Here is a 17,030-nt window from a genome sequence, read left to right as displayed (position 1 = left end):
ACACCGTGCAGCTCGGACTGGCTCAGCCAGCCGGTCACGTGCACTCCGGCGCCCTGCTCGGCCTCCGGCCCCCAGCCGGCCGGCCCGGCGAGCACCAGGTCGGGGACCGTGCCCTCCGCCCGCGCCCCCGGCTCACCCACGACCTCGCCCAGCACCCGGGCCAACGCCGGCGCGTCGCCCACCGGCGCCGTCCGGGTCGCCCCGTCCCCCACCTCGAGCAACGCCGGGTCGTCGGAGGTGACCACCGGGACCCCGGCCGCCATCCCCTCCAGGACCGGCAGGCCGAACCCCTCGGCCCGGCTGGGCACCACCAGCACGGTCGCTCGGGCGAGGAGGACGGCCAGGTCCTCGTCGGTGACCCGCCCGAGGACCCGCACCCGGCCCGGGGGCAGCCCGAGCTCCGCAGCTCGCCGCAGCGGGTCGACGCCGCCCCATCCGGCCTGGCCGGCGACCAGGAGCGGCAGATCGGGGGCGCCGGGGAGGGCCAGCGCCGCCAGCAGCACGTCGAGCCCCTTGCGTGGCTCGAGGGTGGCGAGACTGAGCAGGTACCCGCCCGGGGGCAGCCCGAGCCGGTCGGCACGTGCCTCGGCGTCGGGGACGGGGCCGGTGAGGACGGCCGCGACGCCCTCACCCACGACCTCCACCCGGGGCAGCCGCACGTGCGGGCGCAGCGCCGCCTCCACCGCGCGGGTCGGGACGACGACGGCATCCGCCTGCTCTGCTGCGCGCTCGGCCATGGACCGGTGCCAGCGGACCCCCCGCGGGGTCAGAGTCTCGGGGTGCGTCCAGGGGACGGCGTCGTGGATGGTCACCACGAGCGGGCGACCGCGCCGCGGCGGGAACAGGAGGGTCGGCGCGTGGACCAGGTCCGCACGTCGCGGAGCGGGCCCGACGCCCCGCTCCCATGCCGCGACCAGGGGACGCCGGGCCAGGGGGAGCCGTCGCGGTCCCCGGACACCCGGGACCTGCGCAGCGGTGGTGTGCCGGTGCCAGGCGACCCAGCCACGGACGTCGATGCCCGGCGGGCGCACCAGCGAGCGGGCCAGTTCCGCGGAGTACCGGCCGGTTCCGCCGGGGACAGGGCTCAAGCACTGTTCCAGGACGACGGCCACCTCCACGGCCCCGACCCTAGGTCCCGGCACGGGAGCCGGCCGCCCCGGCCCGCGGGGCCCCGCCCCGTGAGACCATGTCGCCGGATGAAGATCGCCCTCGACGCCACCCCGCTGCTCGGCCGTAGCACCGGGGTCGGCACATACGTCCGCGGCCTCACGTCCGGGTTGGCGGAACTGCCCGGCCTGGACCTGCGGGCCGTGCCGTTCACGCTGCGTGGCGGGCGGCGTCCGGCCGAACTGCCCCCGGCGGTGCAGTGGCGGCATCTGCCGGTGCCCGCCCGAGCGCTGCAGGCCGCCTGGACGCGGGCCCCTCTCCCGCCGGTCGAGGCGTTCAGCGGCAGGGTCGACGTCTTCCACGCCACCAACTTCGTCGCGCCGCCGGCGCTGCGCACGGCGTCGGTCGTGACCGTGCACGACCTGACCTACCTCCGTTTCCCCGAGTGGGTGACCGACGCGGTGCTGCGCTACCGGGACCTGGTGCCCCGCGCGCTGGACCGGCCGGGCACCGTGGTCGTCACCCCGACCCGGGCGGTCGCCGACGAGGTGACCGCGGCCTACTCCCTGCCGGAGGACCGGGTCGTCGTGACCCCGCTCGGGGTGGACCCGGCCTGGTCCGGGGCCCACCCGGTCGACGATGCGTGGCTGGCGGCCCGGGGCCTGCCGGACGAGTTCCTGCTCTTCGTCGGGGCACGCGAGCCGCGGAAGAACCTCAGCACCCTGCTCGATGCACACCGGCGGGCGCGCGCGGAGGGCACGGTCCCCGACCTGGTGCTCGCCGGGCCGGCCGGCTGGGGGCCGGAGGCCGAGCAGGGCGCCGGAGTGCACGTGACCGGCTGGCTGAGCCAGTCCGAGCTGCACGGTGTGGTCGCCCGGGCCCGGGCCGTGCTCCTGCCGTCCCACTACGAGGGCTTCGGGTTGCCGCTGCTGGAGGCCATGGCCGCCGGCACCGCGGTGGTCGCCAGCGACGTCCCGGCACACCGGGAGGTCGCCGGCGGGCACGCCACCCTGGTCGCCCCGACGGACGTGGACGGCTGGGCCGAGGCGCTCACCACCGCTGCGCCCTCGGATGGACCACGCCGGGCCGAGGCTGCGGCCTGGGCACGACAGCACACGTGGCGGGCCTGCGCCGAGGCGACCGTCGACGCCTACCGACGGGCCGTCGGGTGAACGACACCCCGCGGCGTCCCGTGCTCACCGTCGTGATCGTCAGCTGGAACGGTCGGCACCTCCTCGACGACTGCCTCGCCGGCGTGGCCCGGCAGGATCTGGGTCGGCACCGTTTCGACGTGGTGGTGCTCGACAACGCCTCCACCGACGGGACCGTCGAGCACCTGGCCCGGCACCACCCCGACGTCCGGGTCCTGACCGCGCCGTACAACACCGGTTTCGCGGGAGGTGCGCACCGCGCCCTGGCGGAGGTGTCGACCCCGTACGCGGTGCTGCTGAACAACGACGCGGTCCCCGAGCCGGGGTTCCTGTCGGCGCTGCTGCGGGCGATCGAGGCGCCCGGGGCCGAGCGGGTGGCTGCCGTGACCGGCAAGGTGCTGCTCCGCCCGCGCTTCCGCCGGTTGCCGCCCGGCGCCCCGGCCGCCGAGGGCGACGTGGTGGCACCGACGGGCACCTACCGCCCGACCCCGGACGGCGACGTCGACCTGATCAACTCCACCGGCAACGAGGTGACCCGGTCGGGCTACGGCCGGGACCGCGGGTGGTTGCAGCCGGACGAGGGACGGGAACCCCCTGCCGAGGTCTTCGCCTTCTGCGGGGCAGCGGTGTTGCTGCGCGCCGCCGCGCTGGCCGAGGTCGGCGACTTCGAGCCCCGGCTGTTCCTGTACTACGAGGACACCGACCTGTCGTGGCGGCTCCGCACGGCCGGGTGGACGATCCGGTACGAGCCGACGGCGGTCGTCCGGCACGAACACGCTGCCAGCAGCGACGTCAGGTCGGCGCTGTTCCGCTTCCACGACGACCGGAACCGGCTCCTGGTGCTGACGCGGAACGCCCCCGGCCGGCTGGCCGTCCGGGCGGCCCTGCGGTACCCGGTGACCGTGCTGCACCTGACCCTGCGCCAAGGGCCCGCCGCGGCGATGACGGTCACCCGGCTGCGGGCGCTCGGCTCCTACCTGCGGTTGCTCCCCAGCGCCGTGCGGGTGCGCCGGGCGGCGGGCCGGTCCGCGCTCGTCCCGCGAGCGCAGACCGCGACCCACCTCGTCGCCGACTGAGGGCACCCGGCCGGCCAGGCGTCACCGGCAGCAGGCGTCACCGGAAGCGGGCGACCCCGTCGCGGACGTTCTTGCGGACCCGCCCGGCGACCCGACGACCCAGCTCACGCGGTCCGCCCTGCTGCAGGTACTCCCGGATCAACCCGAGGTCGCCACGCAGGTTCGGCTCGTACGACGTGTCGATGAGCCGCCCCTGGACGACCGCCTCGAGGTCCTTGCCGTTCGCGCCGGCGAGGTCGGGCGCCCGACGCGGGGCGCGGCAGAACTCCAGCAGCGGGCTGAGCGCCCGCTCCCACGCGTAGTCGTTGCGGACCCGGTCGACCGCGTCCCGGCAGGCAGCGGCGAACGGCTCGTCGTAGAGCGTCCGCTCCAGCCCGGCAGCCAGCGCGTCGACGTCCTGCTCGGGCACCGTCACACCGAGCCCCTGTGCCGAGATCAGATCGCCGAACGTGTCGCCGCCGGTGGCCACGATGGGCAGCTGTGCCCACAGGTAGTCCAGCATCCGGGTCCGGAAGGAGAACGTGGTCTCCACGTGCTCGAAGTGCGTGGACACGCCGACGTCCGCGTCCAGGAGGTAGTTCTCCCGGTCCCGGAAGTCGACCCACTCCTCGTTGAAGAACACGTGCTTGCCGGTGAGGCCCAGGGAGTCGGAGAGCTCTCGGGTCGCCGCGGCCATGCGCATCTCGGGCACGTGCGGGTTGGGGTTGCGCATGCCCAGGAAGAACATCCGCACATCGGGGCGGCGCTGGCGCAGCTGGTCGATCGCCCGGACCAGGGTCAGCGGGTCGAACCAGTTGTAGACGCCGCCGGCCCACAGCACGACCTTGTCGGTCTCGGCGATGCCGGGGACGACGCCCTTGATCGCCGGACGGGTGCGGCGAGGGGCCACCGAGCTCAGCCCGAAGGGGACGACGGCGAGCAGCTTGCTCATCGAGGAGTCCGCGTCGTAGGTCGCCGGGTTGAGCCGGCCGACGGCGGCCATCTGCCCCAGCCAGAAGTGCCGCTGCTTCTCGCTCGCGCAGAGGAAGAAGTCACCGCGGCTGAGCTGCTGGTTCAGCACCGTGGTCGTGTTGGCGACGTCGCGCGTGCGCTGGCCGCCCTCCTGCCCGCGGGTCTGCTCCAGCTGCTCGAGGTGCATCGGGTCGTAGATGTCGCAGACGATGATCTTCTGCGAGCGGACCAGCCAGGGCGCCGCGGCCATGGCGAAGCCCTGGAAGACGATGATGTCGGCCCACGCTTCGTGCGGCTTGAGCTGGTCGGGCACCCCCACTGCGGAGACCTGGAAGCGCGGGTCGGAGATGCTCGCCCCGCTGGTCGAGACCAGGCGGACGTCGTGCTCGTCGGAGAGGTGCTCGGCGATCGCCCAGGCGCGCATCGCCGGGCCGGCCATCTTGGCCGCCAGCGGGTCGCCGGTGATCACCAGGATGCGCCGCCGGGTGGCGAAGAGGTCGGCGATGCCGAAGGACTCGACGAGCTCACCGTGCGCCTTGAGGTAGCGCGCCAGCGGGAACGCCGGCTCGATGGCCTGGCGGAACAGCGGCGCGAGCTCCAGGTCGTTGCGGGTGCGCTGCTCCTGCAGCCGCGCCCGGTCCGCCCACAGCCCGGCCACGTCCGTGGCGGCGTCGGCGATGGCCAGCACCCCGGCCATGGTGACCTTGGGGACGCTCATCTCGCCGATGTCGTCGCCGCCGGGTGAACGCTTCAGGTCCAGGGCGCCCGGGTCGATCTCGCCCCGCTCGGCGGCCCGGCTGATGGCCAGCATGAGCGCCGGCGCCAACGTGCGCGACAGGGCGTCGTCCCCGTAGTTCTTGATCATGCTGAACAGCGCGTTGCGCTCCAGCAGGAACGTCTCCCGGTAGCTGCCGAACTTGTTCATCGACGCGTGGTGCTTGTGGAAGGCGATCGAGTCGGGCACGTAGCGCACCCGCCAGCCCAGCAGGTTCAGCCGCCAGCCCAGGTCGACGTCCTCGTAGAACATGAAGAAGCGCTCGTCGAAACCGCCGACGGTCTCGTAGACGTCCTTGCGGACGAACATCGCCGCGCCCGTGCCGAAGAGCACGTCCCGCGGGGTCTCCCACTCGCCGCTGTCGGGCCGTTCGACCTCGCGCTTGTAGCCCATGCCGAACCAGGTGAGGGACCCGTCGACGTAGTCGATGTGGGTGCCCTCCCAGTCCAGCACCTTGCTGGCGACCGAGGCGACCGAGCGGTCTCGCTGGAGGACGTCGACGGCGGCGCGCACCCACTGCGGGTCGGGGCGGGCGTCGTTGTTGATGAAACCGACGACCTCACCGCGGGCATGGCGGACGCCGGTGTTGCACCCGCCGGCGAAGCCGCTGTTCTCACCCGCCTCGATGACGACGGCCCCGGGCACCTCGCGACGGATCCGGTCGACGTCGTCGCCCCCGGAGTCGTTGTCCACGACGATCAGCTCGAGCTGGTCCGCGGGCCAGTCCAGCTCGCCGAGGGACCGCAGACAGGTGATGGTGTCCTCGGCGCCCTTGTAGTTGACGAGGACGACCGAGACCAGCGGTTCGGTGGGCATCAGACGGTGGCCTCCGAGGCGATTGAGGGAAGATCCGCGTTCCAACGACCACCGAGCGCGACCACTCCACCGGACTCGCGCAGCTCACCGGTCTCGACGACGAACCGGTAGCAGTGGCGCAGGAAGTCGTAGGTGTGGGTGAGCGTGTGGTCCAGGATGCGGGCGCTGAGGTCGAACGTGTAGGGCTGCAGGGTGAGGCTGGGGATCGCGAGGTCGATGTGGCCCGACCCCTCGATGTAGGCGATGTCCAGCCCGCCGTCGCGGGTGTGGTGCGCCCAGATGCGCATGCCGTCGACGGTGTCCAGCGCCAGCGCGAAGGCCGGCCGCTCGACTCGCTCCGAGCACTCGTAGGAGATCCGGATGGTGGCCTGCTCGCCGGTCCGGAACCGGTTGGCCGGCAGTCCCTGGGCGTCCAGGACGGTGACGTCCGTCAGGATCGCCTCGCCGGACCCGATCCGCGTCTTGACCGGTGCGCCGTCGGGAGTGGCGCCGTCCGACGACGCCGGCGTGGCCGAGGACGAGGGGGCGACCTCCTTCTCGTGGCTCTTGTCGACGTAGCGGTCGACGATCTGGTCCGCCCGGCCGACCTCCACGAGAGAGCCGCGGTCGAGCCACGCGGCCTGGTCGCACAGCGTCCGCATGGACCCCATCGCGTGGCTGACGATGACCACCGTCTTGCCCGCGCGGCGGAAGTCGACGAACTTCTCCATGCACTTCTCCTGGAAGGCGGCGTCGCCGACGGCGAGCACCTCGTCGACCAGGAGCACGTCCGGGTCGACGTTGATCGCCACGGAGAAGCCCAGGCGCATGTACATGCCCGAGGAGTAGTTCTTGACCGGCTGGTCGATGAAGGCCTCGATGCCGGCGAAGTCGACGATCTCGTCGAACTTGCGCTCCAGCTCACGCTTGGTCATGCCCAGGATCGAGCCGTTGAGGAAGACGTTCTCCCGACCGGACAACTCGGGGTGGAAGCCCGACCCCAGCTCCAGCAGGGCGGCGACCGTGCCCTGGGTGCGGATGTCCCCCTTCTCCGGCTCCAGGATCCGGGCGATGCACTTGAGCAGGGTCGACTTGCCCGACCCGTTCTCGCCGATCAGCGCGAAGGTCGAGCCCTGCGGGATCTCGAAGGAGACGCCGCGCAGCGCCCAGTACTCGTCGTAGCTCGCCCGGCCCCCGCGCATGAGGGCCGCCTTGAGGGACTGGTTGCGCTCCTTGTACAGCCGGAACCGCTTCGAGACCTCGTCTACCACGACGGCCGGGGTGCTGCTCACAGTTCCTCCACGAGGCGGTGCTGACTCCGGTTGAACACCACGATGCCGATCACCAGGGAGCCGACTGCCGCCACGAGGCAGAAGAGCAGGTCTCCCCAGTACGGCATGACGTTGTCGTAGAGCATGGCCCGGAAGACGCTCACGAACCGCTCCAGCGGGTTGAGGCGGTAGATCGTCTCCAGCGGGAAGTCGTTCCCGGCCGCCCGCATGCGGGCGGCCTGGTCCTGGATGAGCTGGTACGGGTAGACGATCGGCGTCGCGTAGAACCACAGCTGCATGCCGATGGTGACGAAGTGCTGGGTGTCCCGGAAGTAGACGTTGGCGATCGACAGCAGCAGCGCGATGCCGAGGGCGAAGGCCGTCAGCAGGACGACGACGACGACCAGCAACGGGATCCACGGCAGCGGCATGCTGCCGAAGACCAGCAGCAGCACCACCAGCACGCCCAGCTCGATGGCGAAGGTGACGTTCAACGACAGGACCGTCGCGACCACCAGCGTCGGCCGCCAGAAGAAGACCTTGCGCAGCAGGTTGGCGTTGGCGATGAGCGAGCCCATGCCACTGCTCACCGCGTTGTTGAAGAAGTTCCACGGCAGCAGGGCACAGGCCAGGAAGAGGACGAACACCTGCAGGCCGCTGTCCTCGCCCACGGGCACCGGCACGCGGAGCACGAACCCGAAGACCAGGGTGTAGATCAGCAGGGTCGCGATCGGGTTGAGGAGCGACCACCCCTGACCGAGCAGGGTGCGCTTGTACTTGCCCCGGACCTCGCGGAGGGTCAGGTTGACCAGGAGCCCTCGGGAGTCCTTGAGGTCACTCACGACGCTCATGACTGTTGTTCTCGCATCGTGACGGAACCTTACCTCTCAGTACCTGGCGGAACGGCCGTCTCGAGCGACGCGCCGAGGGGAGCCGTCCCAGTGACCCCGGTGGTCACGGCCGGCCCCAGGGGTCACCGGACCCGGCGGCGGACGGCGTCCAGGACACCGCCGAGGACCGAGCGCCGGACCGAGCCACGGGGTACCACCCGGCCGGCGATGACCCGGCCACGAGACAGGGCGCGGTACCCGCCCGACTCCTTGATCCCGGTCAGCTCCTGCACCGTCACCTCGAGCGCGGCATGGGTGCGCGCCACCTCGTCGTGCAGCTGCGCCTCGAGCTGCCGGGCCTGCTCGGCCTCCGAACGCAGCTGCGCCACCTCGGCCCGCGCGTGGTCCCGCTCGGCGATGAGCGGGCCGAGCTTGGGGCGCAGCGGTGACATGGGGTGGTCCAGCAGCCCCTTGAGCTCACCCTCGGTGCGCTCGACCTCCGCTGCGAAGGCCTCGTCGTCGCGGCCACAGCGCAGGAGCTCGGTCTGCAGCACGGCCTCGCGGTGCAGGGTCCGGGACAGCCGCTCGTCGTCGAGGTGCACGTCGACCAGCGCGCCCAACTCGTCCAGCAGGGCCCGCCGGGACGGCCGGGTCTGCCACGGGGTCGGCACGGTGGACAGCCGCTCGCACAACCAGATGAGGCCTCGTGCGACGACGTCGTCGACAGTCCACTCCGTGCTGCGCCACTCGTCGTCGATGTGGACCAGCCCGCCGTCCTCGTCGACCAGCAGGTTGTGCGGGACGAGGTCGACGGCCACCCCGTCGGGCTCCGCGGCCGAGGCCTCCACCAGCTCGCGCCACTCGGTCAGCGCACGGCGGGTGAACTCCACGTCGCCCTTGGCGATCTCGTCGACGAGCGAGCTGCCGGGCAGGATCGGGCCGGAGTTGACGCGGTGCGCAGGTCCAGCCGATTCGCGTCGGTCCCCGAGCACGCTGCGCTCGAGCACCAGGCCCGTCCCGTCCTGACGGACGACGCTCTCGGTGGCCCGCCCGGGACGCCGCTCCGTCGTGTAGAAGGCGGCCCGCCGGTCGGTCGGCCAGAGGTCCTGCTGGCTGCCGTCAGGGGTGCCGACGACGACGAACGAGTTGCCGTGCTCCTTGCCCTGGCCGGCCGAGACCAGGGTGCGCCACAGCAGCTCCTCGCTCGGGCCGAAGTCCCGGGCGGTCTGCCAGTCGGGGCTCGGGAAACGCGGCAGGCGACCGGCCAGCCCCGAGGGGTGGACCATGAGCTCGTCGGCGATCACGGCGCGGGTGAGCTTGTAGTCGGGGAACGCACTGAAGAAGGTGGGGTCCATGCCGGCGCGCTGGAACAGGCTGCCCAGCGCCGCCCGGTCGAAGGTCCGCGCCGGGGAGCCGACCGGGTAGTCCTCCAGCGAGTCGTAGGCCCGGTCGCTGTGGTCCTCGGGTGAACCTGCCAGGTACTTGACACCGAGCTTGTTCTCGATGGCCAGCAGCAGCCGCCCTCCGGGCAGCAGCCGGCGACGGATCTCGTCGAGGAACGCCAGGTAGGGGGCCTCCTCGGCCGTTCCGCCGCCCACGTACTCCAGCACGCCGATGACGACCACCAGGTCGTAGGAGGGCTCGTCCGGCAGGTCCGCGAGCTCACCGGTGAAGACCCGGGCCCCGGGGCGGTCGGCCAGCCGCGCGGCGGCCACGGCCGCGCGCGCCGGCACCGGCTCGAGGGCGTCCACGACGGCGCACTCCTCGGCCAGGTAACGGCTCATGGCGCCGCACCCGGCACCCACCTCGAGCACCCGGGTGGCCGACCCGACCTCGAACGCCCGCAGCACGTTCGCCCGCTGGCGGTCCAGGTGGTAGCGCTCGGCCCAGCCGACCGCCCGGGAGTGGAGCTCCTCGTTGAGGGACCCACGGTCCTCGCTGCCGCGCACCAGCTCCAGCAGCGCCTCCTCGGCGCCGTCCCGGTAGCCGGAACCGACGTCCCGGAGCAGCGTCGGGCTCCCCGACACCGCGTCCGGACGTGCCTGCCGGATCGGCGTGGCGGTCTCGACGGCTACGGAGGGAACGGTGGGGGGCATTGCGACCTCTGTCTTGAGGGAGGAGGGCTTGGAAGCGTCACTCACCGGGACGTGGCACACAGCCGCGACGACGGCGAGCAGGCTACCCGCTCTGGCGCCATCGACCGTCCGGCGGTCGAGGCAGGACCCGGGGGCAAGACCCTGAGGAAAGCGCACCCGGACCTCGGTGGCCAGCACCCGGTGCGGCCGGTGAGGTCACAGCGCCGCGCGAGACTGCTGTGGCGCCGGACGGCACGGTCCCGGGCTCGTGGCCCCAAATGCCCGGCCGGAGCTGATTACATTCGCCGGGCCGCAGCGACACCGCCGGCCTCGGCGCGCACGCCGGACCGCGCCCCTGCGCCACACCCCGCCGGACGATGGAAAAGGGTCATGACGAGCACTGAGATAGATGGCAGAGCCGAGGCGGGGCACCAGCACGACGTGCTCGCCGAAGAGACCGGCCCCGGCTCGACGACCTCGACCGGGTCCCACGCCGCCAGGACCGGGGGCCGGTTCCTCGCCCGCGCGAGGAACTCGATCGCCTGGTGGGGCGCGCTGGTGGTCACCTCCGCCCTGTTCGTCCTCCACATCGCGATCTACAACCCACTGTCGCCCGTGGACGAGATCCAGCACATCGACTACGTCCTGCACCTGCTGGACGGGAACGCCGTCGGAGCCGGGGACACCTTCACCGAGGAGGGACAGGACATCCTGGCCTGCCGGTGGATCGACACGGCGGCTCCCCTCGGCATGCCGTGCGGAGGTCCGTACGACCTGAGCCGGATGCCCGGCGGTGGTTACGACACCGCCTACATCCACGCGCCGTTCTACTACGTCACCCCGGCGGTCGCCGCGCTCGCGGGCAGCGCACTGGGCGTCGACGGCGACCTGGTCAACGTCATGCGCTTCTCCTCCGTCCTGTGGTGGGCACTGTTCGTGGGGATCGCGTGGCGGCTCTTCCGTGAGCTGGGCGTGCACAAGTGGGTCGGCGCGGCCGGCATCCTGGTCCTGGCCGCCTCGCCGGTGATCCTGCAGACCTTCACCATCGTCAACAACGACGTCACGGCCCTGCCGGCCGGCGCGGCGCTGACCCTGGCCGCGCTGAGATGGGACCGGGGCCTGCTCGGACTCCGGTGGCTGGTGCTGATCGCGGCCGTCGCCGTGGCCATCAAGTCGACCAACGTGACGATGGTCATCGCGGTCGCGTTGTTCGTCCTCGCCCGACACTGGCAGGGCACGAACCCCCGTTCCTGGAGGGAGTGGCTGCCGTCCCGCAGGCCCCTGCTGGCCATCGTCGCCCTCGGGGTCACCTCCGCCGTCGTGGGGCTGGCCTGGACCGTCGTCCAGGCCCAGCTGCAGACCATGGACCCGCTGCTGGTCCCGCAGAACCAGTCGTTCTTCGCCCCCAGTTTCGAGCCGATGTGGCTGATCAGCTCCATGGACGCGTTCTTCACGCCGATCAACCCGGAGTTCTACGACACGACCCTGACCGGGGACACGGCCCGGCTCGTCGCGGTGCTGACCGACTACGGGTTGATCACCCTGACGATCCTCGGCGCCGTGATGGCCGCACGGGGCAGCCAGGTCCGCGCGCTGGCGTTCGCCCTGGGCGGCACGGCGCTGTTCGTCCCGATGCTGCTGATCATCGTGAACTACGAAGCGGTCAACATCTTCGTCCTGATCACCTCCCGGTACGGCCTGTCGCTCGTCCCGGCCGCGCTCGCCATCGGGCTGACGATGATCCGCCCCAAGCCGGCTCGCGTGGCCTTCGCTGCCGTGGCCGTCGCGTCGGCCGCCGGGATGGCCCACACGATGCTCACCTGACGCCGACGGCAGGGTCCTGAGCCCTGTCCGCCAGCGACGGAGATCGGACGCCTGTCCCCTGCGGAGACCTCCGCGGAGCACCCAGCACGGGTGTTCCGCGGAGGTCTCTTCGCGTTCCGGACCGCCGTGCAGGACCGGGCGTCCCCCGTGCGGCGTCGGTCCGCAGCGTTGAGCCCGTCGTCAGCCTCGTGTGCAGCCTGGCGACCAGGGCACCGCCGGCGGTGGGTCACGGAGGTGTTCCCCGGAGGTGTTCCCCGGCACCAGGGCGCCGGCCCGCCGCCCGGCGCTCTCAGCGCCGGCCCGGTGGAACCAGGGCCCACCCCGGCCCGGACCGCGGTCTGCTGCGCCTGACCGTCGGGGACGAGCAGGAGGGGCGGGTCCCGGGAAGCGCGATGCCCGCCCCCCGCCGACGGCGGGGAGCGGGCATCGGGCACCTGCACGATCAGGACGAGCCGGGCGGACCTCCCCGGCGTGAGCCAGGTCCTCCGGCGCGCAGCTCGCGCGTCAGGCGGTCAACCGGACGCACCGGAGGACCGTGGGCGTCCCGCCCACCCCGGTGGAGTGTGCGGAGACACAGACCTCGTGCGGGCCGGCTGCCAGCGGCAGCCTGATCGCGAACCCGTGCGCAGCCCCGGCCTCGGGGTGCACCCGTCCCACGTCCGGGCGGGAGCCAGCGGCGGGGAACACCCCCTGGTCGACGCCGTCGATGGCCACCCGCACCTGCACGGTCTGGGTCGGCGCGTCCGGATCGAACGTCCAACCCTGGATCGCGACCTCACCGGGCGCGCCGACCGCGACGGAGTCCACCGATCCCATGGGCATGCGGTCGGTGACCGTCACCTCGGAGCAGTCGAGGAGGGGGTTGGTCCCGGCGAGACCGAGGTTGATGGCGAAGGTGCAGACCTTGTGCCGCCCCGTACCGATGTCGAGGTACGTGTTGAAGCCGTGCGCTGCCCCGACCCCGGGGAACGCTGCGGCGATGTCCGGCCGGTGCCCGTCGGCCGTGAACGCACCGTGGTAGCGGCCGTCGACGTAGATGTGGACGTTCGCCGGCGCGGTCGGGACGCTGGGGTCGAAGACCCAGCCCCCGACGCGGACCCGCCCGTCACCCACCGGGGCAACGGCGTCCACCACACCTTGCGGCGCCTTGTACTGCAGGTCGGTCGCGGTGCAATCGATCACCGGGTTGGTCCCGGCGACACCGATGTTGATCCCGAACACGCAGATCTGGTTGCGTCCCGGGGACGAGGGGAGCGTCCCGTCGAAGCCGTGCGCCTTCCCCGCTCCCGGGTACGCCCGACCGATGTCCTCCCGCGTCCCGGTGGCGTCGATGGCCACCCCCCGTCCGTTGACGTAGGCGTGCACCTGGATCGGCGCCTCGGGCATGCTCTCGTCCAGCGCCCACCCCTGGATGCGGATCTTCCCGTCCACGGTCTCGGCGATGGAGTCGACCGACCCGACGGGTGCGCGATAGGCGTAGTCCCGGCAGGCGGCGATGCGGTTGTTCCCCGGGGCGACGCCGTCCACGGCGAAGACGCACAGGTCCGTCTTGCCCGAGAGCGGACCCACGGTGATCCGGAACCCGGCGGCCGGTCCCGCCGCCGGGAACGCGGCCTGGACGTCCGGCCGGGGGACGTTCGGGGTGTGGGCCACGCCGCGCCCGTTCGTGTAGACGTGGACCTGAGGCGGGTTCCCGTCGGGGTCGTAGACCCACCCCGACAGCAGGACCGAGCCGTCGGGCTGCTCGGCCAGAACGTCCAGGGACATCTCCGGAGCGCGGTCGGTGAAGGTGACCGGACGGCAACCGAACTGGAAGTTCATCCCCTGACCGGCGAGGTTGTCCGCGATCAGGCAGACCTGGTGGGTGCCGTAGCTGAGCAGCCCGGACACCTCGAACCCGTGGTTCGGCCCCACGCCGTGCACCGAGCCCACGTCCGGGCGTGATCCACCGGCCGAGGTCGAGGCCACCGTCGCGCCGTCCACCGTCGCGCGCACCGTGACCGGCGAGTGGGGTGCGTCCGGGTCGAAGGCCCACCCCTTGGCGGTGAAGCCCGTGGCCGTGAGCGAGAGGGTGTCGGCGATCCCCTTGGGGGTCGCGGCGGCGATCGCGTCACTCTGGGTGGACCCGAACCAGTCGGTGAAGTACAGCCAGAAGTTGCGGTTGCCGTAGGCGGAGCAGCCGTCGCCGGTGCCGTACCCGGCACGCAGCGCGGCAGCGTTGGGCTGGTACGGGGTGTAGATGTAGAGGTTCGCCGTCGCCTGGTTGGCGATGGTGACCGGACCGGATCCGCAGTTGGTGTTCGGGCTCCACAGCACGTTCACCGTCCGACCGGCTCGGTAGGCGTAGTTGGCGGCGTTCGCCGTGTACCGCTGGTACTGCCGCGCGGCGCTGTACACCTGGTTGTGGAAGCCGAAGTAGGCCTCGTCGCACGGGGCCGTGTCCGGGCAGGCGAAGCCCATGGCCTTCTTGTAACGGGTGGCGGTGAGGCCCGAGCCGGAGCCGAGCACCAGCCCCTGCTCCTTCTGCAGCATGACGAGCAGCACCTTGGGGTTGATGCTGCAGGAGATCGCCGTCTTGGCGATGATCGTCGCCGCCGACTCCCCGGGCGCGCCGGCGTAGCCGTTGCAGTAGACGTCCGCCGGCCGGTTGTTCGTGTCCTGCCGGTAGTCCTTCAGGCACGGCGAGCCATCGGCTCCCGGCTTGCAGTCCCCGACCTTGGCGTTGAGGAAGGTCTGCACGTCCCCCGCCGACATCGCGTAGCCGGCGAAGAAGACCTCGTCGCTGATGATGTTGCCCGCGTCGAACTGGCTCAGGTCCGCCACCCGGTCGAACGGCCACAGGTCGTCCGGTCGCGTCCCCTGCAGCGTGAGCAGTGACCCTGCCGTCACCAGGACGGCGAGCGCCACCACGACCCGGCGCACCAGCCTGCTCATCGGGTCGGCACCTCGACCGGCATGGGCTCCGAGGAGCCGCGCGTGGTCTGCGACTCGTACGAGAGCGTGGCCTGCCACTCCCCTGCCTCGAGCCCGTCCCCGGGGATCGTGATGAGGCCACAGTTGGTCGTCGTCGCATCGGCCTCGCCGGTGCTCGTGCCGGTGACCTCCGCGGCGCCGCGGACGAGCTCCAGGGTGCACGTGCCACCGGACTCGATCACACCAGCGACGAACCCGGCGGCCTCCACCCGGCCTTCGGCGACGGCCCAGTCGGCGTAGGCCAGCCCGACCACGGCCGTCGTGAGCTCCGGCGCGTTGCTCGCCGGGGTGGTCGGAGTGGCACTGATCGGCGCCACTGGTGTCGTGCCGGCGTCCGCACCCGCGGCCGGGTCGGGGTCCTCCGTGGGTGCGGACGCCGTGGGTGCGGACTCCGTCGGGGCGGCGGCCGTCGGCCGGCTCGCGGCCGGGGCGGGGTCCGCCCTGCCTGCGGAGAGGGCCACGGCCACCACCGCGGCGGCCAGCACCGCACCCACCAGGAGGAACACGCCCCGTCGCCTCGTCGTCGTCGTCATCCCGATGCCCTTCGCCGCTCCGTGACGCGGCCGCCCGACGGACGACCGCAGTTGAGGGTGCAGGGCACCCCCGCTTCGGCACGAGCCGCCGCGCCGGGCGTTCGTACCTTGAGGTGTTTGATTGATTACTTACAGTCAGTGACTGGGCCGATCACACGGTGACCTGCGCACACCGCATGAGGGTCGGGGTCGTCCTGATGTCCGTGGACCGGGCCGAGACGCAGACCTCGCGCAGGCCGGAGGGAACTGCCAGGTCGATCGAGAAGCCGTGCGCGGCGCCGGCCTCCGGGTACACCCGACCGACGTCGGGCCGGGACGCGTCGGCGGCGAAGCTGCCCTGGTCCACGCCGTCCACGGAGACCTGCACCGTCGTGCTCCTGGTCGGCGCATCCGGGTCGAACGCCCACCCGGACACCCGCAGCTGCCCTGCACCAACGGCTCCGATGGAGTCCACCGATCCCACGGGCGACCGGTCGTGGACCGTCACCGTCCGGCAGCCCATCAGCGGGTTGGTGCCGGCGGTCCCCAGGTTGATCGCGAACACGCAGACCGAGTGCTGCCCGGGAGTGAGGTCGAAGATCTCGCTGAAGCCGTGCTGCGGACCCGCCCCGGGGAACGCCGAGGCGATGTCCGGGCGGGAGTTGGTGGCCTGCACCGCGCGCTGGTACTGCCCGTCGACGTAGAAGTGCACGCCGACCGGAGCCGACGGGACGCTGCGGTCCACGGCCCAGCCACTGACCCGCAGCCGCCCGTCGCCCACGGGGGCATAGGCGTCGACCACTCCGTCCGGGGCCACGTACTCCGTGGAGACCGTCCGGCATCCCAGCAGGGGGTTCACCCCGCCGATCCCGACGTTGATCGCGAAGGCGCACACCCGGTTCGAGCCTGCGCCGGCGGGGAGGGTGGCGTCGAAGCCGTGCGCGTCACCCGCGCCGGGGAACGCCCTCCCGATGTCCGGTCGGGAGCCGCCGGCACCGATCGCCGTCCCCCGGCCGTTCACGTAGACGTGGACGTCCAGCGCGGTCTGCGCCGAGCTCTCGTCCATCGCCCAGCCGGTCACCCGCAGCTCGCCGGTGGTGGTCTCCACCACGTTGTCCAGCGAGCCCAACGGCTCCCGGTACCTGACGTCACGGCAACCGTCGAAGACGTTGTTGCCCGCGGCCACGGTGTCGGCCACGAAGAGGCACAACCGGTGCCCCCCGGTCAGCGGTCCGACCGTGATCGCGAAACCCGCCGTCGGCCCGGCAGCCGGGAAGGCGGCGTGTACGTCCGGACGCGCGACCGTCGTCGCGTACGCGCGACCCCGGTCGTTGTCGTACAGCTGCAGCTCCGGAGGTGAGCCGTCGGGGTCGAAGGCCCACCCGCTGATCCGCACGGTGCCGTCTGCTTGCTCGGCGAACTGGTCCACCGAGAAGACGGGGGCCCGGTTGGTGAAGTTGACCTCTGCGCACCCGAGACGCACCGCCGACCCCGGCCCGGCACTGTTCTCCACGAACACGCACACGTCGTGCACGCCGTGGGCCAGCAGGGCGGACACCCGGAAGCCGTGGTCGGGACCCACCCCGAAGGCCGCATCGACGTCCGGCCTCGCCTCGGTGACCGAGGTACCGCTGACCTTGGCACCGTCGATGACCAAGCCGACCACGGCTCGGGAGGAGACCGCGTCCGG

Annotated in this window: 11 protein-coding genes; 3 read left to right on the top strand and 8 right to left on the bottom strand. The window is 72.2% G+C overall.

From position 1 onward, the window contains the following. A partial coding sequence (locus G5C62_RS18610) for a glycosyltransferase family 1 protein (protein ID WP_241175985.1) occupies positions 1–1,088 on the bottom strand: 1,088 nt, incomplete at its 3' end. Positions 1,089–1,196: 108 nt separating this feature from the next. Between G5C62_RS18610 and G5C62_RS18605 the strand changes: the two genes are divergently transcribed. Both G5C62_RS18605 and G5C62_RS18600 read left to right on the top strand, forming a co-directional pair. Continuing rightward, on the top strand, positions 1,197–2,279 hold the full coding sequence (locus G5C62_RS18605; RefSeq protein WP_164702200.1) for a glycosyltransferase family 1 protein: 1,083 nt from the start codon (positions 1,197–1,199) through the stop codon (positions 2,277–2,279). Then, positions 2,276–3,334 carry a glycosyltransferase family 2 protein gene (locus G5C62_RS18600; RefSeq protein ID WP_164702199.1) on the top strand — a complete coding sequence of 353 codons (1,059 nt, stop codon included), beginning with the start codon at positions 2,276–2,278 and terminating at the stop codon, positions 3,332–3,334. Before G5C62_RS18605 ends, G5C62_RS18600 begins: the two co-directional genes overlap by 4 nt. 37 nt (positions 3,335–3,371) lie before the next feature. Here G5C62_RS18600 and G5C62_RS18595 read toward each other — a convergent pair whose 3' ends face one another. The 4 genes from G5C62_RS18595 to G5C62_RS18580 form a co-directional block, all read right to left on the bottom strand. Continuing rightward, complete coding sequence (locus G5C62_RS18595) at positions 3,372–5,876, bottom strand: glycosyltransferase (protein ID WP_206330722.1); 2,505 nt, start codon at positions 5,874–5,876, stop codon at positions 3,372–3,374. Beyond that, positions 5,876–7,147: an ABC transporter ATP-binding protein gene (locus tag G5C62_RS18590; RefSeq protein ID WP_036333808.1), complete on the bottom strand. Its 1,272-nt coding sequence runs from the start codon at positions 7,145–7,147 to the stop codon at positions 5,876–5,878. The genes G5C62_RS18595 and G5C62_RS18590 overlap by 1 nt, the downstream gene beginning before the upstream one ends. Beyond that, positions 7,144–7,977 carry an ABC transporter permease gene (locus tag G5C62_RS18585; protein ID WP_036333806.1) on the bottom strand — a complete coding sequence of 278 codons (834 nt, stop codon included), beginning with the start codon at positions 7,975–7,977 and terminating at the stop codon, positions 7,144–7,146. Before G5C62_RS18585 ends, G5C62_RS18590 begins: the two co-directional genes overlap by 4 nt. 122 nt (positions 7,978–8,099) lie before the next feature. Beyond that, positions 8,100–10,052: a methyltransferase gene (locus G5C62_RS18580; RefSeq protein WP_164702198.1), complete on the bottom strand. Its 1,953-nt coding sequence runs from the start codon at positions 10,050–10,052 to the stop codon at positions 8,100–8,102. 369 nt (positions 10,053–10,421) lie between these two features. On the opposite strand from G5C62_RS18580, the gene G5C62_RS18575 reads away from it, so the two are divergent. After that, positions 10,422–11,855: a glycosyltransferase family 39 protein gene (locus G5C62_RS18575; protein ID WP_164702197.1), complete on the top strand. Its 1,434-nt coding sequence runs from the start codon at positions 10,422–10,424 to the stop codon at positions 11,853–11,855. A gap of 504 nt (positions 11,856–12,359) precedes the next feature. Here the strand turns inward: G5C62_RS18575 and G5C62_RS18570 are convergent. From G5C62_RS18570 to G5C62_RS18560, 3 genes are all read right to left on the bottom strand, one after another. Continuing rightward, on the bottom strand, positions 12,360–14,789 hold the full coding sequence (locus G5C62_RS18570; protein WP_164702196.1) for a hypothetical protein: 2,430 nt from the start codon (positions 14,787–14,789) through the stop codon (positions 12,360–12,362). Further along, positions 14,786–15,334, bottom strand: a complete 549-nt coding sequence (locus G5C62_RS18565; RefSeq protein ID WP_052090710.1) for a hypothetical protein — start codon at positions 15,332–15,334, stop codon at positions 14,786–14,788. Before G5C62_RS18565 ends, G5C62_RS18570 begins: the two co-directional genes overlap by 4 nt. A 178-nt stretch (positions 15,335–15,512) precedes the next feature. Continuing rightward, the coding region (locus G5C62_RS18560) for a hypothetical protein (protein WP_206330721.1) at positions 15,513–17,030 on the bottom strand (1,518 nt) is incomplete at its 5' end.

It is taken from the genome of Modestobacter sp. KNN46-3 (assembly GCF_011039295.1).
Note: the sequence above shows the minus strand (reverse complement) of the source record. Positions and strands in the feature narration are given on the sequence as shown.

What these genes read in the sequence shown, in the direction of transcription:
- G5C62_RS18595 (WP_206330722.1), bottom strand. Translation starts at nt 5,876, where the DNA reads ATGCCCACCGAACCGCTGGTCTCGGTCGTCCTCGTCAACTACAAGGGC.
- G5C62_RS18585 (WP_036333806.1), bottom strand. Translation starts at nt 7,977, where the DNA reads ATGAGCGTCGTGAGTGACCTCAAGGACTCCCGAGGGCTCCTGGTCAAC.
- G5C62_RS18575 (WP_164702197.1), top strand. Translation starts at nt 10,422, where the DNA reads ATGACGAGCACTGAGATAGATGGCAGAGCCGAGGCGGGGCACCAGCAC.
- G5C62_RS18605 (WP_164702200.1), top strand. Translation starts at nt 1,197, where the DNA reads ATGAAGATCGCCCTCGACGCCACCCCGCTGCTCGGCCGTAGCACCGGG.
- G5C62_RS18570 (WP_164702196.1), bottom strand. Translation starts at nt 14,789, where the DNA reads ATGAGCAGGCTGGTGCGCCGGGTCGTGGTGGCGCTCGCCGTCCTGGTG.
- G5C62_RS18580 (WP_164702198.1), bottom strand. Translation starts at nt 10,052, where the DNA reads ATGCCCCCCACCGTTCCCTCCGTAGCCGTCGAGACCGCCACGCCGATC.